Origin of the sequence: Rhizobium sp. P38BS-XIX (genome assembly GCF_012641435.1) — a bacterium.
GTDB lineage: Bacteria > Pseudomonadota > Alphaproteobacteria > Rhizobiales > Rhizobiaceae > Rhizobium.
Genome location: NZ_JABAIJ010000011.1, coordinates 90,181 through 113,239 on the forward strand (window position 1 = coordinate 90,181; position 23,059 = coordinate 113,239).

Sequence of the window (23,059 nt, forward strand, 5' to 3'; positions counted from 1 at the left end):
TGCAAGGTGTCTTGAAGGCAGGAGGGAGCATGCAGTTTCAGGAGGGCTTCGACCGGGCCTTTGCTCCGCTCGAACAAGCAGTCGCAACAGACCGCATTCCCGGCGGCGTGCTGGGCATGGTTGATCGTGGCGGTATCAGGCAGGTCCGCGCGATCGGCTCTGCCCAGAAAGTGCCCGATGTCAGACCGATGCTTGCGGACACCTGGTTCGATCTGGCGTCTCTCACCAAAGTTATTTTTACCACACCGCGCATTCTTGCCTTGGCCGAGGCCGGGACGATTGACCTCGACGCTCCTTTGATCGAACTTTTGCCCGATCTGCGCCAGTACAGCGCCGAAGCTTGGGAGCGTAAGGTGACGTTCCGCCAGTGCCTGGGGCATCAGACGCCGTTCCCGGCGGTCGAACCGATCTACACTTATGGCCGTGATCCGGAGCTTCTGCGCGCCTTCATCCTGCAGCGAGAATGGCGTCCCGGGCCAGCCGTTTATTCCGATATCAATTTCATTTTGCTTGGTTTCGCCCTGGAGCGCCTAAACCGACGAACGATCCGTGCCCTGGATCCCGGGCCGGGATTTGCGTTTTCCGCGCCCTCAGACTTGTCTGCCGCAACGGAGGACTGCACCTGGCGCCACCGTGTTCTGTCAGGCGAAGTCCATGATGATAATTGTTCCGCCCTGCAAGGTGCTGGCCATGCGGGGCTTTTCGGAACGGCCGCCGCGATCCTCGATTTCGCCGAGGGGTTGCTTGACGGCAGTGGTGCCGCGGCAGGTTCGATTGCCCTGATGCGCACGCCGCTTTCGGCCACGCGCACGCATGGCTGGGAGCGGCCGCACGAGGGCTGGCATGGCGGCAGCCTCTGTTCTCCAGGGACCATCGGCCATACGGGGTTTACCGGCACGGCCCTCTGGGTCGACTTCGACAAGGGCAGGGCTTGGACCTTGCTCACCAACCGCATTCATCCGACACGCCACTTTGACAGCGGCATTCTGGCGCTTCGTCAAACGGTGAGCGATCTCGTCAACGCATCTTAGGAGCCTGACCATGGAACCAATCTGGGCAGTCGGTCTGATGACCGGGACCGTCCTCGACGGCAATATCGATGTCGCGATGTTAAAGACGGATGGCGAGCGCGTCGAAGAGTTCGGACCTTATGTTCTGGCGCCCTATCCCGATTGGATTCGAAGACTTCTGGAGGAAACTCTGGCAAAAGCCCGTCTCTGGAATTTCGAGGGAGCCGAGCCGGCTATCTTCAAGGAGGCCGAAGAGGCGTTGACGCGTGCCCAGTCGGAGGCCGTCAGGCAGCTTGTCGAAAGCAACGGTATGACAATGGCCGAAATCGGTGTTGTCGGTTTTCATGGTCAGACGGTGCTTCACAGGGCGCCGCAGAAGGATCGCCGGGGTCAGACGCGCCAGCTCGGCGACGGCGAGCTGATGCGCTCGATTCTCGACACGAAAGTCGCCTACGATTTCCGCTCCGCCGACATACGCGCCGGCGGGCAGGGCGCGCCGCTTGCTGCGGCCTATCATACTGCGCTGCTGCGTGGCGCGGGCGCTGCTGGCGAAGCCGCCATTCTCAATCTGGGTGGCGTTGCCAATGTCACCTGGTGGGATGGCGCGGGAAATTTCGTTGCTTTTGACACCGGTCCGGCCAACGCGCCGCTGAACGATTTTATCAAGGCTCGCGGGTTGGGAGAGATGGATCGTGACGGGGCGCTTGGGCGGGCTGGCACGGTCGACGAAGGCCGGCTCGAAAAATTGCTGCAACATCCCTACCTGACTGCGCCCTATCCAAAATCGCTGGATCGCTTCGATTTCGGCGCCTCCATGGCGGATGGCCTTAGTCCGGAAGACGGGGCAGCGACGCTTTCGGCCTTCACGGCAAGCGCCGTGGGCAAGGCTCTGGATCTGTTGCCGCGCAGGCCGACAAAGGTCGTCGTCAGCGGCGGCGGCCGTCACAATCCGACGATCATGTCGATGCTCCGGAGCCGGGCAGGCGTCGAGCCGATTTTTGCCGAGGATCTCGGTTGGCGCGGGGATGCCGTGGAAGCGGAATGCTTTGCTTTTCTCGCCGTTCGCGTTCTTCGCGGCATGCCTATCAGCTTCCCGGGTACAACGGGCGTTCCTGCGCCGATGCGAGGCGGACAGTTGGCGCAATAGCTGCCTGACGAAGAGGCATTATCGCATCGGAGGTTTTCGCTTACGTCCATCGATGATATGTAAGGCCGCGAATTTGCGATCGGTTGGTCTCGGACGGATATCGCTTAGATGGCAGGCAAGCAGTCTCGAACGGGCGTCGTCGGCATTATCGTTGCTTTTACGATCGCATCGGTTCTGGCTGCCCTTGACGGCAGCTCTGCAATCGCACAGCCGGAGTGGAGCGTGGCGCCCCCTGCCTGTATATCCGGTCCGCTGACAACGGAAACGGGCGGGACACTTTGCCTGCGCAAGGAAAGCTACAATCGCGATCTCTGTTTGGCCATCGAGTATTTCGCCCATGCCAATCATCTGCCGCCGGATTATCTGGCGCGGCTGGTTTGGCGCGAGAGCCTGTTTCGCTCTGATGCCGTCAGCCCCAAAGGGGCTCGCGGCATTGCGCAGTTTATGCCGGGGACGGCGAAGCTGCGCGGCGTGCGCGACAGCTACGATGCGCTTGAAGCGCTCGGCAAGGCCGCAACCTATCTCGACGAGTTGCGCAACCGGTTCGGAAATCTCGGTCTTGCCGCCGCCGCATATAATGCCGGCGAAGCAGGTCTCGCGAATTTTCTGAATGCGGGCGGCCTCCCGTACGAGACACGCAATTATGTGAGCGCCATCACAGCACATAGTGTTGAGGAATGGCGAGATGATCCGCCCGACATGGCCGCACCCGAGCTGGATAAGAGCAAGCCGTTCGTCGATTCGTGCGTCGCTCTTGCCGATAGCCGGCGATTCAAGCCCGTGCCGCTAGAGCAGGAGCGGCCCTGGGCGCCTTGGGGCGCCCAATTGGCCGAGCATTTCCAGGTGAACGCTGCACGCAGTCTTTTTGCTGCAAATATCCGCAATTTGCCGGCGCCGTTGAACGCCGAGAAGCCCCTGATCGTACGTCAGCGCAATGCCGATTTCGGTCGCCGTGTCCGCTATGCGGCGCGCATTGCGCGCCAGACCCGCCAAGAGGCCGACGCAGTCTGTATCCAGGTGCGCCAGCAAGGCGGCTCCTGTCTCGTTTTCAAGAACTGATGTCCGAGAGCCAATGTCTGATCATGTCAGGCCGATTGTGCTTTACTCGCTGATGTCACAGGATTATTTCTTGAAAATCCGGCCTTTGGGAGGAAGTCGTTGGGTAACCAAAGGAGCCTATGATGGCGCAAAAGCGTGAAGTCCCTGGTATTCGTCCCTACAACAGTCCCGCAGGTGGCTGGGGAGCGCTGAAGGCCACCGCCAAGGCAGTTCGCGACCAGATGGATGTCACCGAAGCGCCGGGTCTTCTCTTGCGGACCAACAAGCCGGCGGGATTCGACTGCCCCGGCTGCGCATGGCCGGACAAAGAGCATACTTCCACCTTCCAGTTTTGTGAAAACGGCGCAAAGGCTGTGACCTGGGAGGCGACGAACAAGCGCGTAACGCCCGACTTCTTTGCCAAGCATACAGTAAGCGAGCTTTTGACCTGGAGCGATTACGAGCTCGAGAACGCAGGTCGGTTGACGCATCCGATGGTTTACGATCGCGCCTCCGACACCTATCGGCCGATTGCCTGGGAAGACGCTTTCGCCCGCATCGGCGACGTCATGCGAAGCCAGTCCGACCCTGACATGGTCGAGTTTTATACCTCAGGCCGCGCTTCCAACGAAGCCGCCTTCCTCTTCCAGATCTTTGCCCGCGAATATGGCACCAACAATTTTCCCGACTGCTCGAACATGTGCCATGAGGCAACGAGTGTCGGCCTGCCGCAATCGATCGGCATCGGCAAGGGCACGGTCTCGCTTGATGACTTCGACGAATGTGACCTGATCATTTCCATGGGCCACAATCCCGGCACCAACCATCCGCGTATGATGGGGACGTTGCACGAATGCTCGCGCCGTGGCGTGCCGATCATCGTCTTCAATCCTTTGAAGGAAAGAGCGCTGGAGCGGTTTGCCGATCCGCAAAGCCCTGTCGAGATGGCGACCTTCGGCTCCACGCGCATTGCGTCCTCATACTATCAGGTAAAGATCGGCGGTGATGCCGCCGCGCTCAAGGGCATCATGAAGGCGGTATTGGCACTCGCCGAAACCGAGACGGATATTCTCGACCAGGCCTTCATCGCCGAACACACCATAGGCTTCGATGCTCTGGTTGCAGACATCGATCAGACCGACTGGACGGACATCGAGCGTGTATCGGGTCTGGCGCGCGCGGATCTTGAGCGCGTTGCCGCGATCTACGCCAAGTCGAAGGCGACGATCGTCGCTTACGGCATGGGCATAACCCAGCATGCCAAGGGAACAGCGAATGTGCAGCAAATCGCCAATCTTCTGTTGCTGCGCGGCAATTTCGGCAAGCCGGGCGCCGGTATTTGCCCGTTGCGCGGCCATTCCAATGTGCAGGGTAATCGTACGGTCGGGATTACGGAAAAGCCGACGCCAGCCCTGATCGAGGGCATCGAGCGGGCCTTCGGGTTCACGTCTCCGTCCCATCACGGTCATGATGCTGTTGCTGCCATGCAAGCCATGGCAGAGGGACGCTCCAAGGTGTTGCTGTGCCTTGGCGGCAATTTCTCGATCGCACTTCCTGATCCGGATCTATGCGCAAAGGCGATGCGCAAACTCGATCTTGCCGTTCATATGAACACCAAGCTCAATCGTTCCAATCTTCTGATCGGAAAAGAATCGTTCCTGTTTCCCGTGCTTGGACGAACCGAGCTGGACGTTCAGGCAGCCGGAACGCAATCTGTCACGATTGAGGATTCCATGTCGATGGTGCATGCCTCGCGTGGCCGGTTGAAGCCGGCCTCAGATCAGTTGCGTTCGGAACCTGCCATCGTTGCCGCGATGGCTCAAGCGACGCTTCCGGACAGCAAGGTCGCCTGGATGGAACTCGTCACCGATTATGATCTGATCCGCGACAAGATCGAAATCGTTTACCCGGATTTCGCAGGATATAACGAGCGCATCCGCGTGCCTGGCGGCTTCCGTCTGCCACTCGGGCCGACGGAGCGCGTCTGGAAGACGCCGTCGGGCAAGGCGGAATTCAAGCCGTTTTCAGGCCTCAACGAGGATATCTCCCTTTCCGACCGCAGCATTTTGAAGCTCGCGACGATCCGCAGTCACGATCAGTACAATACGACGATCTATGGCTTGGACGACCGCTATCGCGGCGTCTTTGGTCGCCGCGATGTTCTGTTCATGAATGATAAGGATCTAGCGGCAAAAGGCCTGGAACACGGCGATCTCGTAGAGATCGAAACGGCCCTCCCGTCCGGTGGCAGACGCTTGCTGCAGCTGACGGCCATTTCCTACGACATTTCCGAGGGCTCGGTCGCCGCTTATTATCCGGAAGCCAATTGCCTGATCCCGCTGGATTATCAGGACAAGGAAAGCGGTACGCCGTCCTACAAGTCTATTCCGGTGCGCATCGTCAAGGCGGCATGATATTGGCAGCTCGGCGGCTGCTTTCATCATGGTCGCAACACAGGCGACGCGCTCTGGCGCGTATCGGCTCGTCGGTTTGATCGCAGCCGACAAGTTTCAGGATTAAGCGTCGGCCGCGATCATGTGTGCTGCCTTGGAGCCGATTGCCATCGCCGGGGCGTTGGTGTTGCCCGATGGGATGAAGGGAATGATCGAGCAGTCGATGACCCTCAGGCCATCAATGCCGCGCACCCTCAACCTCTCGTCGACAACAGACATGGGATCGTTGCTTGGCCCCATGCGTAGACTGCCGGAAGGGTGGTAGTTGGTTTTGACGGTCTGGCCGGCGAATTTGGCAAGGGCCTCATCATCCTGCATTGCCCGCCCGGGCAGAATTTCGTCGGCGATCTTCGACTTGAATGGTTCTGTTTCAAGCAGCTGGCGGGCAACTTTCAGCGAAGCGAGCGTCAGACGCAAATCGTCTGGGTCGCCGAAGAAATTGCAGTCGACTAGCGGCTGGTCTGCCGGGTTGGCCGAGCGCAGCTTGACGCTCCCGCGCGCCTTTGGCCGCAGCAGACATGAGGTGAAGGTGACACCATGGGTCGGCTTTGCGGATGAAACGTCGCGGTCGAGATAGACGATCGGTGCGCAATAGAGTTGGATCGTTGGCCGCGCGCCGCCGTCCGGATCATAAAACAGGCAGGCTTCGATACCCGTTGTCGTCACCGGACCGGAGTTGAATAAAAGATACTGGAGACCGTTACGAAACATAGGCCAGCCCTTATCCTCACCGAAATAACCGGACTTTGCTTTTGTTGTGGCGATGACGGGCACTTCATGATGATCCTGCAGGTTGGCGCCGACACCGGGAAGATCCAATATCACGTCGATGCCGTGGGCTCGCAGATGATCCGCCGGCCCGATGCCGGAAAGCATCATCAGCTTGGCGCTGTTATAAGTCCCGGCCGCAACAAGGACTTCGCGGAGAGCGCGGACCGTATGGCTCTGCCCATTTTTCATATAGCTCACGCCCGTCGCCCGACCGTTTTCAATCAGAATGCGGTCGATGCGCGCCTCGGTGATGATATCCAGTCGTTCGTCGCCAGCAAGCGGATCGAGAAAGGCTTTCTTGGCGTCGGAGCGTTCGGTCTTTTTGCCCCATAATCCATAGGTGTGTTGCATGATGCCGACGCCGTTTTGCCTGACACCGTTGAAATCCGGATTGTAGGGATGGCCGAGACCCTGAGCTGCTAGCAAAAAATCCTGCGTCGTGTCGCAGATATGTCGGGGTTCGGAGACGCGCAGATTACCTGCGATGCCGTGATACTGGTCGTTGAAGCGAGCATTGCCCTCGATCTCTTTGAAATGCGGCAGCATATCGCCGTAGGACCATTCCGTTCCGTTGCCGAGATGAGCTGCCCAATGATCGTAATCCTCTTTTTGGCCGCGCATATAGACCATGGCGTTTACGGCGCTGCCACCGCCGAGGGCCTTGGCAACGGGAACGATCGGACCACGGCCGCCAAGCTGCGGTTGCGCGGTCGTGCTGTGCATCTCGAGGAAATCATCGCGCGCAAGATATTTCATATAGCCAGCTGGAAAGGCCATCAACTTGGCGATATCGCGCGGGCCGCGTTCGATGATCAAAACTGAAAACCCGTAATCGCGGACCAGCCGCATGGCCGCGACGCAGGCTGAAGAGCCGCCGCCGGCAATGATGAAGTCATATGCTTTTGCCATGAAAACCCCTCTGACCCCCTCGTGTATCGGCCAGCATCAATTCGGCGTATGCCACGAGAATCCCACGTCAACTCTCTTCAAATCATCCAACTGCGTCAAACGATGAGTGGGTGGGTGGTGCGAAAACATCTGATTTATCGAAGTCGCGCCCTCGTTTGCCAAAATGCCGTCGTCGGTCGGCTGGACATCTTCCGTCTGACGTTAGAGGTCGTGTGTACCGCCGATATATTCGGTGACGACCCTGATGCGCAGGTCGTTCTCTGTGCTGGAGTTGAAATGGAGGCGCAGGGGCGCGTAACAACACGCATCGGACTGCACGAAAAAAAGCAGCCGGACTTCGATCAGCCCGACTGCCTTGATCCCGTTTTGCCGTTAGCGCGGTTCAGCTTTTCACGGAATCCCGAACCGCTCTATCTCTTTGTTTTCACGCAATTCCGGACGGAAAAACGCTGCGCACTTTTCCTGGAATACTCTAGACTTCAGCCGATCGTCATCAAGCTCGCATTGCCACCGGCTGCTGCCGTATTGATCGAGGTCGTGACTTCCTCGAGCAACCAGTTCAGGCAGTAGGCGTCGGGGTTCTCAGCAATTTCCTCACTGGAGGCTGCCTGTGTCAGGACCAGCGGTCCGGGGATAGCGGAGATTGCCTTGATCGCCTGCCTCATGCGGTCCGCATTCCCCTCGATGAGGGCGCCGGCGAATGGTCCGTCTGCGGCCCAGTCCTTGGACCATGAAATGAGGGCTGCTACTTCCCCAGGTAAATCGCGAAGCTCTTCCTGGAAACCGGACGCGGCGTCGATCACGATCGAATTGCCTGTCGCCAGTGCGGCTGCGATCTGCGAGTGCAGGCCGAAAGCAGTCTCGGGGACGAGAAGAACGCGGCCGCGCGGATGGAGCGCATAGAGGTTCATCTCGCCAACGGGGCCCGACAATTCCGTATTGAAGCCCAGAGACGATCTGGCTGCGATGTCCCGTGCCCGCTTGGCGGCATCATCCGCTCCCTTGCTCTCCAGCCAGCGAAGATAGTCCGTCATTGCCTGGGTGGATATCACGGACGCGTCGCGCAATGGCTCCGTCGCGGATACCATCAGACGGCGCAGGTACATGGGGCCGCCTGCCTTCGGGCCGGTGCCGGAGAGGCCGCGTCCACCGAAGGGTTGTACACCGACGACGGCTCCGATGATGTTGCGGTTGACGTAAAGGTTGCCCGCTTTCACGCGTCCCGTAACATGTGCGATCGTATCGTCGAGCCGGGTGTGGAGGCCGAAGGTGAGGCCGTAACCCGAAGCGTTGACATCGTCGATCAGCTTGTCGAGCCCCTTGCGCTTGTAGCGAATGATGTGGAGGACGGGGCCGAAGACCTCGCGTTTCAGGTCGGAAAGTCTCTTTAGTTCAATAATCGTCGGCGCGACAAAAGTGCCGTTGGCGGCGCTATCGGGCAGATCGAGCTGCTCAACGCGGCAGCCAAGCTCGCGCATCCGCTCAATATGCTGGTTGATTCCGCGCCTGGCGTTTTCATCGATGACGGGGCCGATGTCGATAGCAAGGCGATCGGTTCGGCCAACGGAAAGTTCGCGAAGCGCGCCGCGCAGCATGGTCAGGGTGCGATCCGCGACCTCGTCTTGCAGGCACAGGACGCGGAGTGCGGAGCAGCGCTGGCCCGCACTGTCGAAGGCGGAGGCGATGACATCAGCGACGACCTGTTCGGCCAATGCCGAGGAATCGACGATCATGCCGTTCTGGCCGCCGGTTTCCGCGATTAGCGGGATGGGCTTGCCGAACTTCGACAGCCGGTCGGTAAGCTGCGTCTGAATGAGACGTGCGACTTCCGTCGAGCCAGTGAACATAACGCCGGCAGTTTGAGGCGCGCCAACCAGTGCCGCGCCCATGCTGCCGCTACCCGGCACGAACTGCAAGACGCCGCGCGGAATGCCGGCTTCATGCAGGATACGGACGCCCTGAGCGGCGATAAGCGGCGTATTGCCGGCCGGCTTGGCGACGACAGGATTTCCGGCAACCAGCGCGGCTGCGACTTGACCCGTGAAGATCGCCAACGGAAAGTTCCATGGGCTGATGCAGACGACCGGGCCGAGCGGCACGCTCTCTGGTGACAGCACGTCGCGTGCCTGTGCGGCGTAGTAGCGCAGAAAGTCGATCGCTTCTCTGACCTCGCCGACTGCATTTGCAGCAGACTTTCCGGCCTCGCGGATCGCCAAGCCGACGAGCGCGGGCATGTCTGCCTGCATCAAATCAGCGGCGCGCTCGAGAATGGCCGCGCGTGCATCGGGCGTGACCGCTGCCCATGTGGCGGCCGCTTCCGCCGAAAGGCGCATGACGTCGGCAGCATCCTCAGGAGCAAGCTCTGTGACTTCGCCGACACGGTCGGAGTGATCGGCAGGATTAAGGATCGGGCGTACTGCGCCGCGCTCCGAGCCATCGGCCAGCAACGGCTTTGCGACCCAGTCATTGGCAGCCGAGGCAAGAAGCTGTTGCGAGAGATTGTAAAGCGCCGCCTCGTTTGACAGATCGATACCAGCCGAGTTCCTGCGAACGCTCCCAAACAGGTTCGCGGGAAGGGCAATCCTCTCGTGTTGTGCACCCATGACAGGCATAGACCGCACCACGTCCACCGGGTCGGCAATCAGCTCGGAAACGGAAACTGCGGGATCGGCGATCTTGTTGACGAAGGATGAATTTGCGCCGTTCTCCAGCAAGCGGCGGACGAGATAAGCAAGCAATGTTTCGTGCGTGCCGACAGGGGCATAGATCCGGCAGGGCCGATCAAGATTTTCGCGGCCGACCACTTCTTCGTAAAGGGGCTCGCCCATGCCATGCAGGCACTGGAACTCATATTTGCCCACCGTGAATTCGCTTCCAGCCATCTGGTAGATGGTGGCCAGCGTCTGGGCGTTGTGCGTGGCAAATTGCGGGAAGACGACATCGGTTGCCGAAAGCAGCTTTTTGGCGCAGGCGACATAGGAGACGTCTGTATAGATCTTGCGTGTGTAGACTGGAAAGCCTTCCAGACCCTCCAGTTGCGCGCGCTTGATCTCGGCATCCCAATAGGCACCCTTGACCAGGCGCACCATCAATCGGTGTCCCGAGCGCCGGGCAAGATCAATGATGAAATCGAGAACGAAGGGGCAGCGCTTGCCGTAGGCCTGGACGACGAAGCCAATGCCATCCCAACCGGACAGATCAGGATCGAGGCAGAGCGCCTCCAACAGATCAAGCGACAATTCCAGCCGATCCGCCTCCTCGGCATCAATATTCAGACCGATGTTATATCGCTTGGAAAGAAGAGCGAGCGCCTTCACCTTCGGCAACAGCTCACGCATGACCCTGTCGGTCTGTGAACGCGAATAGCGCGGGTGCAGCGCCGAGAGCTTGATGGAAATGCCCGGACCTTCGTAGATGCCGCGTCCGGCAGAGGCCTTGCCGATTGCGTTGATGGCGGTCTCATAATCCCGATAGTAGCGCTCGGCGTCGGCATGCGTCGTTGCGGCTTCGCCGAGCATATCGTAGGAATACCGAAAGCCTTTGGCCTCGAGGGAGCGGGCACGCCGCAACGCCTCATTGATCGTTTCGCCCGTCACGAATTGCTCGCCCATCATGCGCATGGCCATGTCGACGCCGCGGCGAATGACCGGCTCGCCGGCGCGGGCTATAAGCCGTGTCAAGGACGCCGAGAGCTTGCTCTCGCTGACCGTCGATGTCAGCTTGCCGGTAACGACCAAACCCCATGTCGCGGCATTGACGAACATTGAGCGACCGCCACCCAGATGCGATTTCCAGTCACCGCCGGCGATTTTGTCGCGAATGAGGGCGTCGCGGGTTGCTGTGTCGGGAATACGCAGCAAAGCCTCGGCAAGGCACATCAGCGCCACACCTTCCTGGCTCGACAAGGAATACTCCTGCACCAGTCCCTCGACGCCCGTGCCCTTGTGTTTGGCGCGCAGTGCCTCGATGAGTTTCTTCGCTGTCTTCTTTGCTGCCTCGCGAACCGGCTCCGGCAGAGTTGCCGCTTCCACGAGTACCGGGACACACTCAGTCTCGGGAAGACGATAGGCGGCGGTGATCGCTTTTCGAAGCGGGCTTTGAGGCTGGATCGGCGGAGCAAATTGCGAAAACGGGGCAGCTTCCGGCGAGGGTTCTTCCGTGGCGCTTGCGACAGTGGCAGTCATGATAACCTCAAGGTGCAAGGGGACCGATGATTTGACGGGGCGTTAGCGACACGGCCCGGGAAACCCTCCCGTTGCTTCGCTGCGAACATACTTCATTCCGAAAAAGCGTTCCGCCTTGAAACTATGGCTTTCCAGGCATATTGAACTTCAATGAAGTCAATTTCAAATAGGAATGCCTACAAAAATGATCAAATCCAGTGAAATCGACCAGTTCGATCAGAAGATCCTCGATGCACTGGTCGAAGACGGGCGTATGTCGATTACCGAGCTTTCCGAGCGGGTCGGCCTTTCCAAGACACCCTGCCAGGCGCGGCTGAAGAAACTGATCGATTCAGGTTATATCGATGGCTTCAAGGCGGTGCTTAATCCCATCAAGCTTGGCCTCGATCATGTCGCCTTCGCCGAGGTCAAACTGACGGATACGCGCGAAGAGGCCCTGCTCAGCTTCAACAATGCGATCAAGAAGATCAAGGAAATCGAGGAGTGCCATATGATTGCGGGGCGCTTCGACTATCTGCTGAAGGTGCGCACATCGGACATCCGTCGCTACCGTATCGTGCTCGGCGAAAAGATTTCCAGTTTACCGTTCGTCGCGAGCACATCGACCAATGTTGTCATGCAATCCGTGAAGGAAAACTGGTCGTAAGTCCGGGGGGGCGTCAGGGACATCCTTACTCGCTGGAGAGAGGCGCCATCCTCCAATTCATCTTGCCGGCTAAACAATCACCTAGATTTTGCCATCCGAATCGGATCAACCCGCCAAAGCCAGAATGAGTATGGTGGAGTATGCATGGAAATGAATGCAAGCGACCGCGACCTTGTTGAGGTCATGAAGCGGTACTTTGCGGTGAAGGCCGAAGTTGACGATGTGAAGACCCGGCTTGAAGCGGCAAGACGGGAAAGCGGCGAGGAAATCGTCGTGTTTTACAACCCGCGCACCAATGGCGACCACGCCGCCGATATCATGCGTTCGCACGCGCTCAAGCAGGAATTGGCGCGTCTGATGGAATGGGCAGAGGCCTGGGGTCGGCAGAGTCTGACGAACGACCGCGCCTGACGATCGCATTCGATCGCCAGGCGTGATGATGAAATCGGATAAGTTTAACTATCCGATTTCAGCTTGCCTGCCGTCGCCCAGGAATCCTTCGAAATTTCCGTGATGACGATTTCTACCGATTCTGGCGGGCAAGCGAGCGTTTCGACGGCAACCTTGGTTGCCTCGCGAACGAAGGCACGCTTCTGGTCTTGTGTGCGTCCGGGATGCATTTCCAAGCGCAAGATAGGCATGACGACTCCTTGATAGAACATGGCCTGATATTCGGCCGACGCGGACTATCCTGCAAAACCTCCGAATGATAAATACGCTATTAATTGCGTCATTCCAAACCTGAGGGTTGGTAATCATGGATAAGCTTGCTGGTATGGCGATGTTCGTGAAGGTCGTCGAGGAAGGCAGCTTTGCCGCTGCGGCGGAGATCAGCCGCGTATCGGCGACGATGGTCGCCAAGCATATCGGCACGATCGAGAAACGCCTCGGGGCACGGCTGCTTCACCGAACGACGCGCCGTCATCATCTGACCGAGGTGGGCAGGCTCTATTACGAGCGCTGCAAGACGGTCCTTGCGGAAGTCGATGCCGCCGAGGCGTCCGCATCGGAGTTGCAGTCGGCGCCGCGCGGTCGGCTTCGACTGGTGGCGCCCGTCAGCTTCGGAACGCAAAGTCTCGTCCCGGCACTCGTCGATTACATCAATCAGAATCTCGAGGTCAGCGTCGATCTGGCACTCGACAACAATCCGCACGACTTGATTGGAGAGGGCTATGAACTTGGGATTCATATCGGTGATCTGAAGGATACCAATCTGGTGGCGCGGGCGCTGAAACCTTATCGACGCATCCTTGCCGCATCGTCTGATTATCTCAACCGCTTTGGCCGGCCCGAATGTCCCGAGGATCTCGTCAATCACATGTGTCTCGGCCATTCCTATTGGCGGCTGCAGGGGCGCTGGCATCTGATGGGGCCTGGCGACGAAGTGCGGGAGATTGCGATCAAGGGCCGCTTCACCACGAACCAGGGTGGGGCCTTGCGGGTTGCGGCTCTTCATGGAGCAGGGATCGTTCTGCAACCGGAGTTGCTTTTGGCCGCGGATATTGATGCCGGCAGGCTCGAACTCGTCCTGCCGCAGTGGTCTTACAAGCCGGTCCCCATGCATTTGGTGTACGCGCCGGATCGCCGTCCAACTGCGATGCTGCGCAGCGTTATCGATTTCCTGGTGGCTCGCTTTGGCTGATAGGTCGGCCCTTTCACGGCGCACGAAACTATGATCGAATCTGATCATGGGCTTGAAGGAGTGAGGGTGTGGGCAAGGTCACACTGAAGGATGTCGCGGCTGCGGCGGGCGTTGGACCGGCGACGGTAGAGCGTGCGCTGAATGGGCGCGGGAATGTCTCGCCCGAAACGGCAGAAAAGATATTGATTGCCGCCAAGCGGCTCGGCTATCGCGCACCTCTTGCTGGAACCAGGCACGGACTGGTGCGCATCGAAGTCGTGCTGCTCCGACCCGAGACCTATTTCTACTCGAGGCTCAATCGTGCCTTTGAGCGGATCGCCGCTTTGCTTGACAAGGATATTTTGATCCAACGGACCTTCGCAAAGGAAGACGATCCCGTCGAATTCTCGCGCCACATTATGAATCCGCAGGCACGCCGTTCCGCCCTGATCGTTGTTGCGCCGGACCATCCCGATGTGGTTGGAAGCGTTCGTAAAGCGGCTGGCGGCGGCATACCGGTGGTGCAGATCATGACGCGGCCTGCGCCCGAACTCGCCTACGTTGGTATCGACAACGAGGCGGCAGGCCGCACCGCCGCCTTCTATATGACTCGCATGCAGGCCGGCACTCCGGGAAGGTTCGTCGCACTCTGCCACAGCGGCGCTTATGAAAACCATAAGGCCCGTATTCGGGGCTTTTCCGATTATCTGCTGGCCCATGCCAATCCGGGACATCGCTTCGTTGAAGTGATGTTCGATGAAGACGATGAGATGAAGACGATGGAGATGCTGTCGGCCGCATTCGCCAGGTATCCGGATCTTTGTGGCCTTTATAGTGCCGGCGGCGACAACGCGGCAATCGCGACGATCCTGCTGCGTCATCGCAAGCAGTCGATCTTCTGGGTGGGACATGAGCTTTCGGAGGCGACCCGTGGTTACCTCAAAGAGGGCTTGATGACGATCGTCCTCGACCAAGCGCCGGAAGTTCAGGCACGACGCGCCGTAGATCTGACGTTGAAGCGTCTTGGCCTGATCGATACCGATATTGATTCCGAGCCTGTTCGCTTTTTGACGATGACGTCGGAAGGCCTCTGATCACGCGGGAAAACGTTCGCTCGCGGCCAACAGCCAATCGCGAAACGTCTCTGCCTCCGTTGACAGACGGCTGGCCTGCAGAAGCCAGTAAGCTTTTTCCGTATCAAGAGGTGTATCGAAGAGCGTCAAGAGGGTCCCGTTGGCAAGCTCATCGGTGATCAAAGCGGTCGGGCATAGGCCGATGCCCTGACCGCCAAGGACAGAGCCGATCATTAACGTGAAGTCGGCAAAGATCGGACCGGGTTTCGGCGATGTGCGGATGCCGGCGAGCGCGAACCATCGTGCCCAGGCGCTTGTCGTTTCGTCATGAAGCAGTTCGGCATGCAGTAGATCCGAAGGTGCGTCGATCGGGCCGGCGCGGTGCCGGAACTCTGTCGAGCAGGTCGGCCGGGTCTCGGCGCTCAAAAGAGCGACAGCGTTTGCCGTCGGCATGGGCCCGTGGCGGATCATCAGATCTACGCTCGCAGCCTCCGGCGTCCTCGCATCGAGCGCGTAGACGATGTTGATGCGAATATCGGGATGCTTGCGCCTGAAATCCGGAAGCCTTGGAATCAGCCATCGGGTTGCAACCGAAGCGATGCACGCGACACTGACAGGCCGGTCTTTGCCATCCTGCCTCAGTTTTTGCGCTACGCTCTCAATATGCCCAAGACCGTGGGCGATAGCAGCCCCGAATTCACGGCCAGCGGCCGTCGCAGTCACGCCACGAGGGTGGCGGGTAAACAGTGGAATGCCCAGCCACGCCTCCATCGCACGAACATGCTGGCTGATCCCCGCTGCCGTCAAATTCAGCTCTACCGCCGCCTTGGCGAAGCTTTCGTGACGGATGGCGACTTCGAAGGCGCGAAGGGAAGCCTGGGGGACGGTGCGCATGGACAAAGGCTAAGTAAGACTTGGCCAAAGCGCAAGAACAATGATCGTTGTGCGTGGCGAACGGCACGCTAGAGTGTGGGGAAAGCAGTGACCTGCCTGCGTTCGCATGACGGCTGCAGCCAGCGGACGAAGTTTGGAATTTTCAGGAGACAGCAATCAAAATGCACAGCATCCAAGGTATTACGGCGCCATCCGACGCCGAAGAGCGGCGCAGCAAACCTGCTGTTGTAGTCTATCCGAACGAAACGCTGCCGCCGGTCGATCTGGATCGACTCCTTGCTGCAAGGCAAAGTATGACGAAGGTTGCTGAGGTCGTCGTGCCGCCGCGTGAGGGGGGCAGCTTTCGCGTGCCCAGGGGCCATTTCTTTCGTATCGTCAGTGTGGAGGGTGCCCAGGTCGGCGATCTCAACCTATGGAACGCAGAGGATCTCTCCGAGCGGTTTTTCAGCGGTAAGACGCGCGCGCTGCATGCCACTCATGTCGGTCGCGGCGATCGTCTGTGGAGCAGCCTGCCATTTTTGCGTCCGATGGCGACAATCACTCATGATACGCTGGGCTGGTACGGCTGGGATGCGGACGGAGCAGGCGTTCACGATGTCATCGGCACCCGGTGTGACCCCTATACGAACCGGCTGCTAAAAAATGACGACTATCATCACTGCTGCCACTCCAATCTGTCGCGAGCGCTTGCAGCGGAAACCAACATGTCCGTTCAGGACGCGGAAGTCCATGTTCACGATGTTCTGAATGTTTTCATGTGCACGGGCTTCACGCATGACACGCATCAGTATTTCATGAAGGCAAGCCCGGTGCGGCCTGGCGATTTCATCGAGTTCTTTGCGGAGATCGATCTTCTGGGAGCCTTGTCGGCTTGTCCTGGCGGGGATTGCGGCAGCGGCCATTCGAGTGACGAAGCGGCTTGCTACCCCTTGCTGGTGGAAATCTGGCGCCCACAGCCGGATAGCTTGACGGGTCGAAAGTTTCCCGAGCGCAGCGGCTATCCGAGAACGCATGGTCTATAGGCAGTACGTTGCGAAAAATTTTGCCGGCGGTTTCCACCGCCGGCATCGGAATTTGATTATAAAGCGGAATACATCTTAGAACGACGCATCCCGCCGATCATTTTAATCGCAAACGCGCATGCGTTCGTAGTGATATCCGTCGTCATACTGGTTTTGGACCGGGCGGCTTTCAAACCAGCAACGCGGCGGCGGCGGTGGCGGTTCTGCGTAAACCGGGCCACTGTTATTGTTCACGATAGCGCCGCCGATCAGGCCACCGATTAGGCCTGCGGCCACGCCGCCGGCAATTGCGCCGCCATTGCCGTGGTGATGATGGCGACGCCAGTCGTCATGACCGCGATAATCGCCGCGATACGGCGGGCGGCCGTCATATTGCTGCGCTTGGGCAACGCCGACTGGCGCCAATGCGCCGCCGACGACCGTCGCAGCCAGCAAAACTGTAAGAACCGTTTTCTTTATCATGACTACCTCCAAAGCAGTCTTTATGCTCAGCGAAATGCGCGAGACTTATATTCAACGTCCTAAGCATGATTATGTTCAGCTGAATATTTAATGAATGTGCCGTTCATCCGCTGAAAAGCCTGCAAAATTAGGCTTTTGCAACAGTTCTATCTCCGAATTATCAGGTTTTGAGATGGCCGCGTGTGGCGCGAATCCATTCGAGGGTTCGTGATTCGGGGTCCGGATTGCGGGTGACGTCGGTCACGACAGCCGCGCTATCCGCGCCATTTTGGAACACGCCGGGAATTCTCTCGACACTAAGCCCGCCGATCGCAACAAGGGGGATGTTGCCGATCGTCGTCTTCCATTGGCCGATGCGCTCCAAGCCCTGTGGTGCCCAGGGCATGGCTTTCAATATCGTCGGATAGATCGGCCCGAGCGCGATGTAGTCCGGGATTGCCGCGAGGGCGGTCGTCAATTCCGCTGCGTCATGGGTCGAAAGCCCCAACTTCAAGCCGGCGGCGCGTATGGGACCGAGATCCGCGACCGCCAGATCTTCCTGACCGAGATGGATGAAATCGCAATCCTCTTCGATCGCTGCCTGCCAATAGTCGTTGATGATCAACTGGCAGCCATGATCAGCGCAGACAGCCCTGGCAGCACGAATCTCCGCGCGAATTTCGGAAGCCGCCCGATCCTTGATGCGCAATTGGACGAGTTTGACGCCGAGCGGCACCAACCGTTCAACCCAGACAGCGCTGTCGACGATCAAATAGAAGGGATCAAGCGTCACAGGAACACCGCCTTTCCGATGAGGGGCGTCGAGGGAACGGCCATGTCGCGAGGCTCCAGCATGCCCGCCTCGAAAGCCTGCCTGCCGGCATCTATCGTCTTGGAGAAGGCTTCTGCCATGCTGGCCGGGTCTCCTGCTCCGGCGACGGCTGTGTTGAGCAGTACGGCGTCGAACCCGAGCTCCATGACCGTTGCCGCATGCGAGGGACGACCGATACCGGCATCGACGATCAGTGGCACCTCGGGGAAATTCGCCCGCATTGATCGGAGTGCAAAGAGATTGAGCGGCCCTGCCGCTGTTCCGATCGGCGCACACCATGGCATCAGCACCTTGCACCCGGCTTCAAGCAAGCGCTCGGCGACGACCAGATCGTCGGTCGTGTAGGGAAAAACCTCGAAGCCCTCGTCGATGAGGATGCGGGCCGCGTCGACCAGCGCAAAAACATCCGGCTGCAAGGTATCATGAGTGCCGATGACCTCGAGCTTGATCCAGTTGGTCCGAAAAACCTCTCGCGCCATCTTCGCGGTCAGCACCGCTTCGGAGATGCCGTGGCAGCCGGCGGTATTTGGAAGAATGCGGGTGCCAAGCGCCCGGATCATGTCGAAGAAGGCGCCACCATTGCGGCCGCCTGCCGTTTCACGGCGCAAAGATACGGTCAGGATTTCCGTTCCTGAGCGTTTCACCGTCTCGGCAAGCACGGCCGGCGAGGGATAACGCGCGGTACCAAGAAGAAGACGGGACGCAATTTTATGTCCATAGAGCTCAAGCATGATCAGCCTCCCTGCATCGGCGTCAGGATTTCGACGCGGTCATTATCGTTCAACGCGTGGTCATCGCGGTCTTCACGGTGCACGAGTTCGCCGTTGACGGCAGTTGCCAGCCAATCGCCTTCATAATCGAGCGCGCACAAGAGCTGCGAAAGTGTGGTGGCGGCAACCGTTTGAGCTTCGCCGTTGATGATCAGGCGCATTGGGATTCCCTCTATTCGGACTGTTGGCAAAAAAGCATGTCGGCAGCTTGGGCGGCCATCGCGGGCGCGAGCAGAAAGCCATGACGGTAGAGCCCGTTAAAGGTGACGATATTGTCCTGCCGCGTCACACGCGGAAAATTGTCTGGGAAGGCGGGGCGGATGCCGACGCCTGTCTCAACGACGGTGGCATCGGCAAATGCCGGATGGACCGCATAGGCGGCGTTGAGCAGCTCCATCAACGAGCGCGCAGTGATCGGGCCGTTGAAATCGCTCTCGATCATGGTCGCGCCGACCATGAACAGGCCGCCTCCGCGTGGGACGATATAGATTGGGATGCGCGGGTGCAGGAGCCGGATGGGGCGGGCGAGTGTTACTTCTTCCGTATGAAGATAGAGCATTTCGCCGCGTACACCACGAAGTTCGCTGGCATCCCCGATGCGGGCGGCGCCCGTGCAATCGACGATCTCGGTAAATTCGCGCGCATCCACATCTGTCTTGGTGAACGCGACACCCTGCGCTGAAAGCTTCTTCTTCAAGCCGAGCAGCGCGCGGCGCGGATTGAGGTGAGCTTCCTGGCGAAAGAACAGTGCCTGCTTGAAGCGGCCGGAAAGAGAGGGTTCGAGGGAAGCGATCTCGTTTTCCCCCATCCAATCATGCCCGGTCGTGCGGCTGGCGAACCGCTTGAGTTCGCCAAAATCGCGCGGCGGCGCGATGACGAGCGTTCCGTTGCGCACGACTTCACCGGGCAGCATCTTATCCCATCGATCTGCGGCGTCGAAGCCGCGCGTCAACACGGCTTCTTCGGCGTTTTCCCGCTCACAGAAGGGCGCGAGCATGCCGCCGGCAAGCCACGAGGCGGCATGGCTGAAGTCGACGTGCGGATCGGAAATGGTCACATCCGCTCCACGCGCGCTAAGTTCATGGGCAACCACGAGGCCGGCAACGCCGGCCCCTTTGACAAGGACGTGCATTTTATTAGGCCGGACGTGCGGACGTGTCGATTGGCATATAGAGATCGCCGCCTTCCCGGTACTTTGCCGCCATGGCTTTCAGCCCTTCTTTCTGCGCTTCGGCACGAATGTCGTGCGAGATCCGCATCGAGCAGAATTTCGGACCGCACATCGAGCAGAAATGCGCGACCTTGTGCGCTTCCTTCGGCAGGGTTTCGTCGTGGAAGCTGCGGGCGGTGTCCGGATCGAGCGACAGATTAAACTGATCCTCCCAACGGAATTCGAAACGAGCTCGCGACAAGGCGTCGTCACGTACCTGGGCCGCCGGATGGCCCTTGGCCAGATCGGCGGCATGTGCGGCGATCTTGTATGTGATCACACCGGTCTTGACGTCGTTTCTATCCGGCAGGCCCAAATGTTCCTTCGGCGTGACGTAGCAGAGCATCGCTGTTCCGAACCAGCCGATCATCGCAGCGCCGATTCCCGAGGTGATATGATCGTAGCCGGGTGCGATATCCGTCGTCAGCGGCCCGAGCGTATAGAAGGGCGCTTCGCCGCAAACGGCGAGCTGCTTGTCCATATTCTCCTTGATCTTGTGCATCGGCACGTGGCCGGGGCCTTCGATCATGACTTGACAATCCCTGGCCCAGGCAATCTTCGTCAACTCGCCGAGCGTCTCCAGCTCGGCAAACTGTGCGGCGTCGTTGGCATCGGCGATCGAGCCGGGGCGCAACCCGTCGCCGAGCGAGAAGGAGACGTCATAGGCACGGCAGATATCGCAGATTTCCTCGAAGTGCTCGTAAAGGAAGCTCTCGCGATGGTGATGAAGACACCACTTGGCCATGATCGAGCCGCCGCGTGAGACGATGCCGGTGACGCGGTTGACGGTTAGTGGAATATAATGCAGCCGCACGCCGGCATGGATGGTGAAATAATCGACACCCTGTTCGGCCTGCTCGATCAGGGTATCCCGGTACACTTCCCAGGTCAGCTCCTCGGCGATACCGCCAACTTTTTCCAAAGCCTGATAGAGCGGCACCGTGCCGATCGGCAGCGGCGAGTTGCGGATGATCCATTCGCGGATGTTGTGAATGTTGCGGCCTGTCGACAGGTCCATGACGGTATCTGCGCCCCAGCGCGCTGCCCAGACCATCTTCTCGACTTCTTCGGCCATGGATGAGGTGACTGCGGAATTACCGATATTGGCGTTGATCTTCACGAGGAAGTTCCGGCCGATGATCATCGGTTCGCTTTCCGGATGGTTGATGTTGGCCGGAATGATGGCGCGGCCGGCGGCCACCTCCTGGCGGACGAATTCGGGGGTTACGTGATCTGGAATATGGGCGCCAAAGCTCTCGCCGTCGCGGATCAAAGCTTCCGCCTTCGCCTTGCGACCGAGATTTTCGCGGATGGCGATGAACTCCATTTCCGGCGTGATGATGCCGGCGCGCGCATAGGCGAGCTGGGTGACGGCCTTGCCGTCCTTGGCGCGCAGCGGCGGGCGTTTGGCCGGAAATTCCGGCGTCAGCCGATCGCCGCTCACGAAGCCGTTATCCTCGGGACGCACGTCGCGACCCTCATAGGCCTCGACATCGCCGCGGGAGAGCACCCAGTCGCGGCGCAACTGCGACAGGCCCTGTTCGATACGGATATCGGCTCCTTCGATCGTGTAGGAACCGGAGGAATCATAGACGACGACCGGCGGTTCGCCTGATGTCGGATGGACGCTGATTTCGCGCATCGGCACCCGGATGTTGGCGTGGATCTCTCCGGGGATATAGATCTTCCGCGAGGCCGGCAGCGGGCCGGTGGTAACGGTCGGGGTGAGGTTCTTTGCGGCAATGTTCATGGTTTGAGGCTCCAAGTTGCAGTTGGAGACCCAGTCCTCAGCCGGAATGATGGAAAGACGCCGGCACGGAATCCACGCGGGAATCCAAAGCCATCGAGCGCTTGCACCGTCCCTACGCCAGTATGAACTGGATCAGGTTCAACGGGTCACTGCGCCCACAATCGGCAAAGCCGAATTGCTCAGCAGTATCTCAGCCCCTTGCCGGGACCCCCCTGGTGAATGTCAGAAGGCTATGCGCTCTCTTCTGCTGCTGTCAACCCTGTAGCAGTGAACGCGCCTAGCCCGGTATTGCCATATGGCTTGTCTTTTGGCTTCCGATCGATGCGCTTCGGCTCAGTAGCGAGGAGCGGTATTGCCGACGAAACGGTGAGGACCGGTATGGTTCAGCTTGCTCGCCGTATCGAGCCAGATCTTGCCGCCCAGCGCCCGCCAGCGACGGCAGAAAGCAAAGTCCTCACTCAAATAGAGGCCGGTTTCTTCCTCGATCATGCATTCGAACAGAGCGTATTGCGTTCCCGGTGACCGCTTTGTGCTCGGATAGGCATGGATGGCATTGTAGCTCAGGCCCGGATAGGCCTCGGTCATCTGCTCAATGACGGTCCGCTTGATCAACAACATGCCCGTACCGGCATAAACGGCACTGACAAAGTCTCCATCGCGCTCGGCACTCTGTCCGACTATCGGCGTGCCGACATAATGGAGCGCGGCGGCAGCAAGCGAGGTTCCTTCCTGCGAATTCGTCTTGGCCGCCATGTTCCAATCATAATCCTTGATGGGATACATCGCGGCGACGACATCCTTGTCGGACTCCAGCAATCGCATCACCTGATCAGGTTCGAAGCTGATGTCTGCGTCGACGAAGAGCAAGTGAGTCGCAGTCGTGTCGTTCAGGAAGGACGACACCAGCGTGTTGCGGCTGCGGGTGATCAGCGCGTCATTGCCAAGCAGCGCAAGCGTCAGCTGGATGCCAGCCTGCGCGCCCGTCTGCATGAGCGAGAAAATGGATTGCATGTAATCCTTGGTTACGAGGCCGCCGAAACAGGGAGTGGCAATAAAGATCAGCCGATTCTCGGTCATTCGCAGTGAGTCCCTTTCCGGTGCGCGCGAGTCGCCGGAATCTAGGGAGATTCAACATTTCTGTGTGTAGCGAATTATTGAAATTTGTTTCTCATTCTTTTCTGAATGTTTCTGACAATGCTGATCGCGTCCGGCAATCAGCTGCGCAAATCATGTCTTGCGCGTGAATTCGAGCTCTCGCAGATCCGTGATCGGCGGCCTGAATCTCCCG

Annotated in this window: 20 protein-coding genes and 1 riboswitch; of the genes, 9 read left to right on the plus strand and 11 right to left on the minus strand. The window is 59.1% G+C overall.

Annotated elements, in window-relative coordinates:
- The first annotated feature begins 29 nt into the window (after nucleotides 1–29).
- The 4 genes from HGP17_RS27475 (at nucleotide 30) to HGP17_RS27490 (ending at nucleotide 5,609) form a co-directional block, all read left to right on the plus strand.
- Nucleotides 30–1,031, plus strand: coding sequence for a serine hydrolase domain-containing protein (locus tag HGP17_RS27475; protein WP_168813928.1), 1,002 nt, complete (start codon nucleotides 30–32; stop codon nucleotides 1,029–1,031).
- A gap of 10 nt (nucleotides 1,032–1,041) precedes the next feature.
- A complete protein-coding gene (locus HGP17_RS27480; RefSeq protein WP_168813930.1) occupies nucleotides 1,042–2,157 on the plus strand; it encodes an anhydro-N-acetylmuramic acid kinase in 1,116 nt (371 codons plus the stop codon).
- A gap of 108 nt (nucleotides 2,158–2,265) precedes the next feature.
- The gene (locus HGP17_RS27485) at nucleotides 2,266–3,216 is read left to right on the plus strand and encodes a lytic transglycosylase domain-containing protein (protein ID WP_168813932.1); all 951 of its coding nucleotides are present in this window, start codon (nucleotides 2,266–2,268) and stop codon (nucleotides 3,214–3,216) included.
- Between the two features lie 122 nt (nucleotides 3,217–3,338).
- Nucleotides 3,339–5,609, plus strand: coding sequence for an FdhF/YdeP family oxidoreductase (locus HGP17_RS27490; protein WP_168813934.1), 2,271 nt, complete (start codon nucleotides 3,339–3,341; stop codon nucleotides 5,607–5,609).
- Nucleotides 5,610–5,711: 102 nt separating this feature from the next.
- On the opposite strand, the gene HGP17_RS27495 is transcribed toward HGP17_RS27490, so the two are convergent.
- Nucleotides 5,712–7,328 carry a GMC family oxidoreductase N-terminal domain-containing protein gene (locus tag HGP17_RS27495; protein WP_168813936.1) on the minus strand — a complete coding sequence of 539 codons (1,617 nt, stop codon included), beginning with the start codon at nucleotides 7,326–7,328 and terminating at the stop codon, nucleotides 5,712–5,714.
- A gap of 479 nt (nucleotides 7,329–7,807) precedes the next feature.
- Nucleotides 7,808–11,512: a trifunctional transcriptional regulator/proline dehydrogenase/L-glutamate gamma-semialdehyde dehydrogenase gene (gene putA, locus HGP17_RS27500; RefSeq protein ID WP_168813938.1), complete on the minus strand. Its 3,705-nt coding sequence runs from the start codon at nucleotides 11,510–11,512 to the stop codon at nucleotides 7,808–7,810.
- 184 nt (nucleotides 11,513–11,696) lie between these two features.
- On the opposite strand from putA, the gene HGP17_RS27505 reads away from it, so the two are divergent.
- Together HGP17_RS27505 and HGP17_RS27510 are read left to right on the plus strand one after the other, a co-directional pair.
- On the plus strand, nucleotides 11,697–12,158 hold the full coding sequence (locus tag HGP17_RS27505) for an Lrp/AsnC ligand binding domain-containing protein (RefSeq protein ID WP_168813940.1): 462 nt from the start codon (nucleotides 11,697–11,699) through the stop codon (nucleotides 12,156–12,158).
- A 144-nt stretch (nucleotides 12,159–12,302) separates the two neighbouring features.
- Complete coding sequence (locus HGP17_RS27510) at nucleotides 12,303–12,569, plus strand: hypothetical protein (protein ID WP_168813942.1); 267 nt, start codon at nucleotides 12,303–12,305, stop codon at nucleotides 12,567–12,569.
- Between the two features lie 44 nt (nucleotides 12,570–12,613).
- Here HGP17_RS27510 and HGP17_RS27515 read toward each other — a convergent pair whose 3' ends face one another.
- Nucleotides 12,614–12,799, minus strand: coding sequence for a 4-oxalocrotonate tautomerase (locus HGP17_RS27515; RefSeq protein WP_168813944.1), 186 nt, complete (start codon nucleotides 12,797–12,799; stop codon nucleotides 12,614–12,616).
- A gap of 116 nt (nucleotides 12,800–12,915) precedes the next feature.
- Between HGP17_RS27515 and HGP17_RS27520 the strand changes: the two genes are divergently transcribed.
- Together HGP17_RS27520 and HGP17_RS27525 are read left to right on the plus strand one after the other, a co-directional pair.
- Nucleotides 12,916–13,800, plus strand: coding sequence for a LysR family transcriptional regulator (locus HGP17_RS27520; protein WP_168813946.1), 885 nt, complete (start codon nucleotides 12,916–12,918; stop codon nucleotides 13,798–13,800).
- Between the two features lie 68 nt (nucleotides 13,801–13,868).
- On the plus strand, nucleotides 13,869–14,873 hold the full coding sequence (locus tag HGP17_RS27525) for a LacI family DNA-binding transcriptional regulator (protein ID WP_168813948.1): 1,005 nt from the start codon (nucleotides 13,869–13,871) through the stop codon (nucleotides 14,871–14,873).
- On the opposite strand, the gene HGP17_RS27530 is transcribed toward HGP17_RS27525, so the two are convergent.
- Complete coding sequence (locus HGP17_RS27530) at nucleotides 14,874–15,746, minus strand: LysR substrate-binding domain-containing protein (RefSeq protein ID WP_168813950.1); 873 nt, start codon at nucleotides 15,744–15,746, stop codon at nucleotides 14,874–14,876.
- A 161-nt stretch (nucleotides 15,747–15,907) separates the two neighbouring features.
- Here HGP17_RS27530 and HGP17_RS27535 point away from each other — a divergent pair, with 161 nt between their 5' ends.
- Nucleotides 15,908–16,768: a DUF1989 domain-containing protein gene (locus HGP17_RS27535; protein WP_168813952.1), complete on the plus strand. Its 861-nt coding sequence runs from the start codon at nucleotides 15,908–15,910 to the stop codon at nucleotides 16,766–16,768.
- A 102-nt stretch (nucleotides 16,769–16,870) separates the two neighbouring features.
- On the opposite strand, the gene HGP17_RS27540 is transcribed toward HGP17_RS27535, so the two are convergent.
- The 7 genes from HGP17_RS27540 to HGP17_RS27570 all read right to left on the minus strand — a co-directional run bounded on the left by HGP17_RS27540 (nucleotide 16,871) and on the right by HGP17_RS27570 (nucleotide 22,848).
- Nucleotides 16,871–17,230, minus strand: a complete 360-nt coding sequence (locus HGP17_RS27540; RefSeq protein WP_168813954.1) for a hypothetical protein — start codon at nucleotides 17,228–17,230, stop codon at nucleotides 16,871–16,873.
- 160 nt (nucleotides 17,231–17,390) lie between these two features.
- Nucleotides 17,391–18,002: a thiamine phosphate synthase gene (locus HGP17_RS27545; RefSeq protein ID WP_168813956.1), complete on the minus strand. Its 612-nt coding sequence runs from the start codon at nucleotides 18,000–18,002 to the stop codon at nucleotides 17,391–17,393.
- On the minus strand, nucleotides 17,999–18,772 hold the full coding sequence (locus HGP17_RS27550) for a thiazole synthase (protein WP_168813958.1): 774 nt from the start codon (nucleotides 18,770–18,772) through the stop codon (nucleotides 17,999–18,001). The genes HGP17_RS27545 and HGP17_RS27550 overlap by 4 nt, the downstream gene beginning before the upstream one ends.
- Before the next feature lie 2 nt (nucleotides 18,773–18,774).
- Nucleotides 18,775–18,972, minus strand: coding sequence for a sulfur carrier protein ThiS (thiS, locus tag HGP17_RS27555; RefSeq protein WP_168813960.1), 198 nt, complete (start codon nucleotides 18,970–18,972; stop codon nucleotides 18,775–18,777).
- Between the two features lie 11 nt (nucleotides 18,973–18,983).
- Entirely contained in the window at nucleotides 18,984–19,943 is a 960-nt protein-coding gene (gene thiO / locus HGP17_RS27560) for a glycine oxidase ThiO (protein WP_168813962.1), read from the minus strand.
- Nucleotides 19,944–19,947: 4 nt separating this feature from the next.
- A complete protein-coding gene (gene thiC / locus HGP17_RS27565) occupies nucleotides 19,948–21,771 on the minus strand; it encodes a phosphomethylpyrimidine synthase ThiC (protein ID WP_168813964.1) in 1,824 nt (607 codons plus the stop codon).
- 91 nt (nucleotides 21,772–21,862) lie between these two features.
- Nucleotides 21,863–21,995: riboswitch (TPP riboswitch) on the minus strand.
- Between the two features lie 109 nt (nucleotides 21,996–22,104).
- Nucleotides 22,105–22,848, minus strand: a complete 744-nt coding sequence (locus HGP17_RS27570) for a hypothetical protein (protein WP_168813966.1) — start codon at nucleotides 22,846–22,848, stop codon at nucleotides 22,105–22,107.
- Between the last annotated feature and the right edge of the window lie 211 nt (nucleotides 22,849–23,059).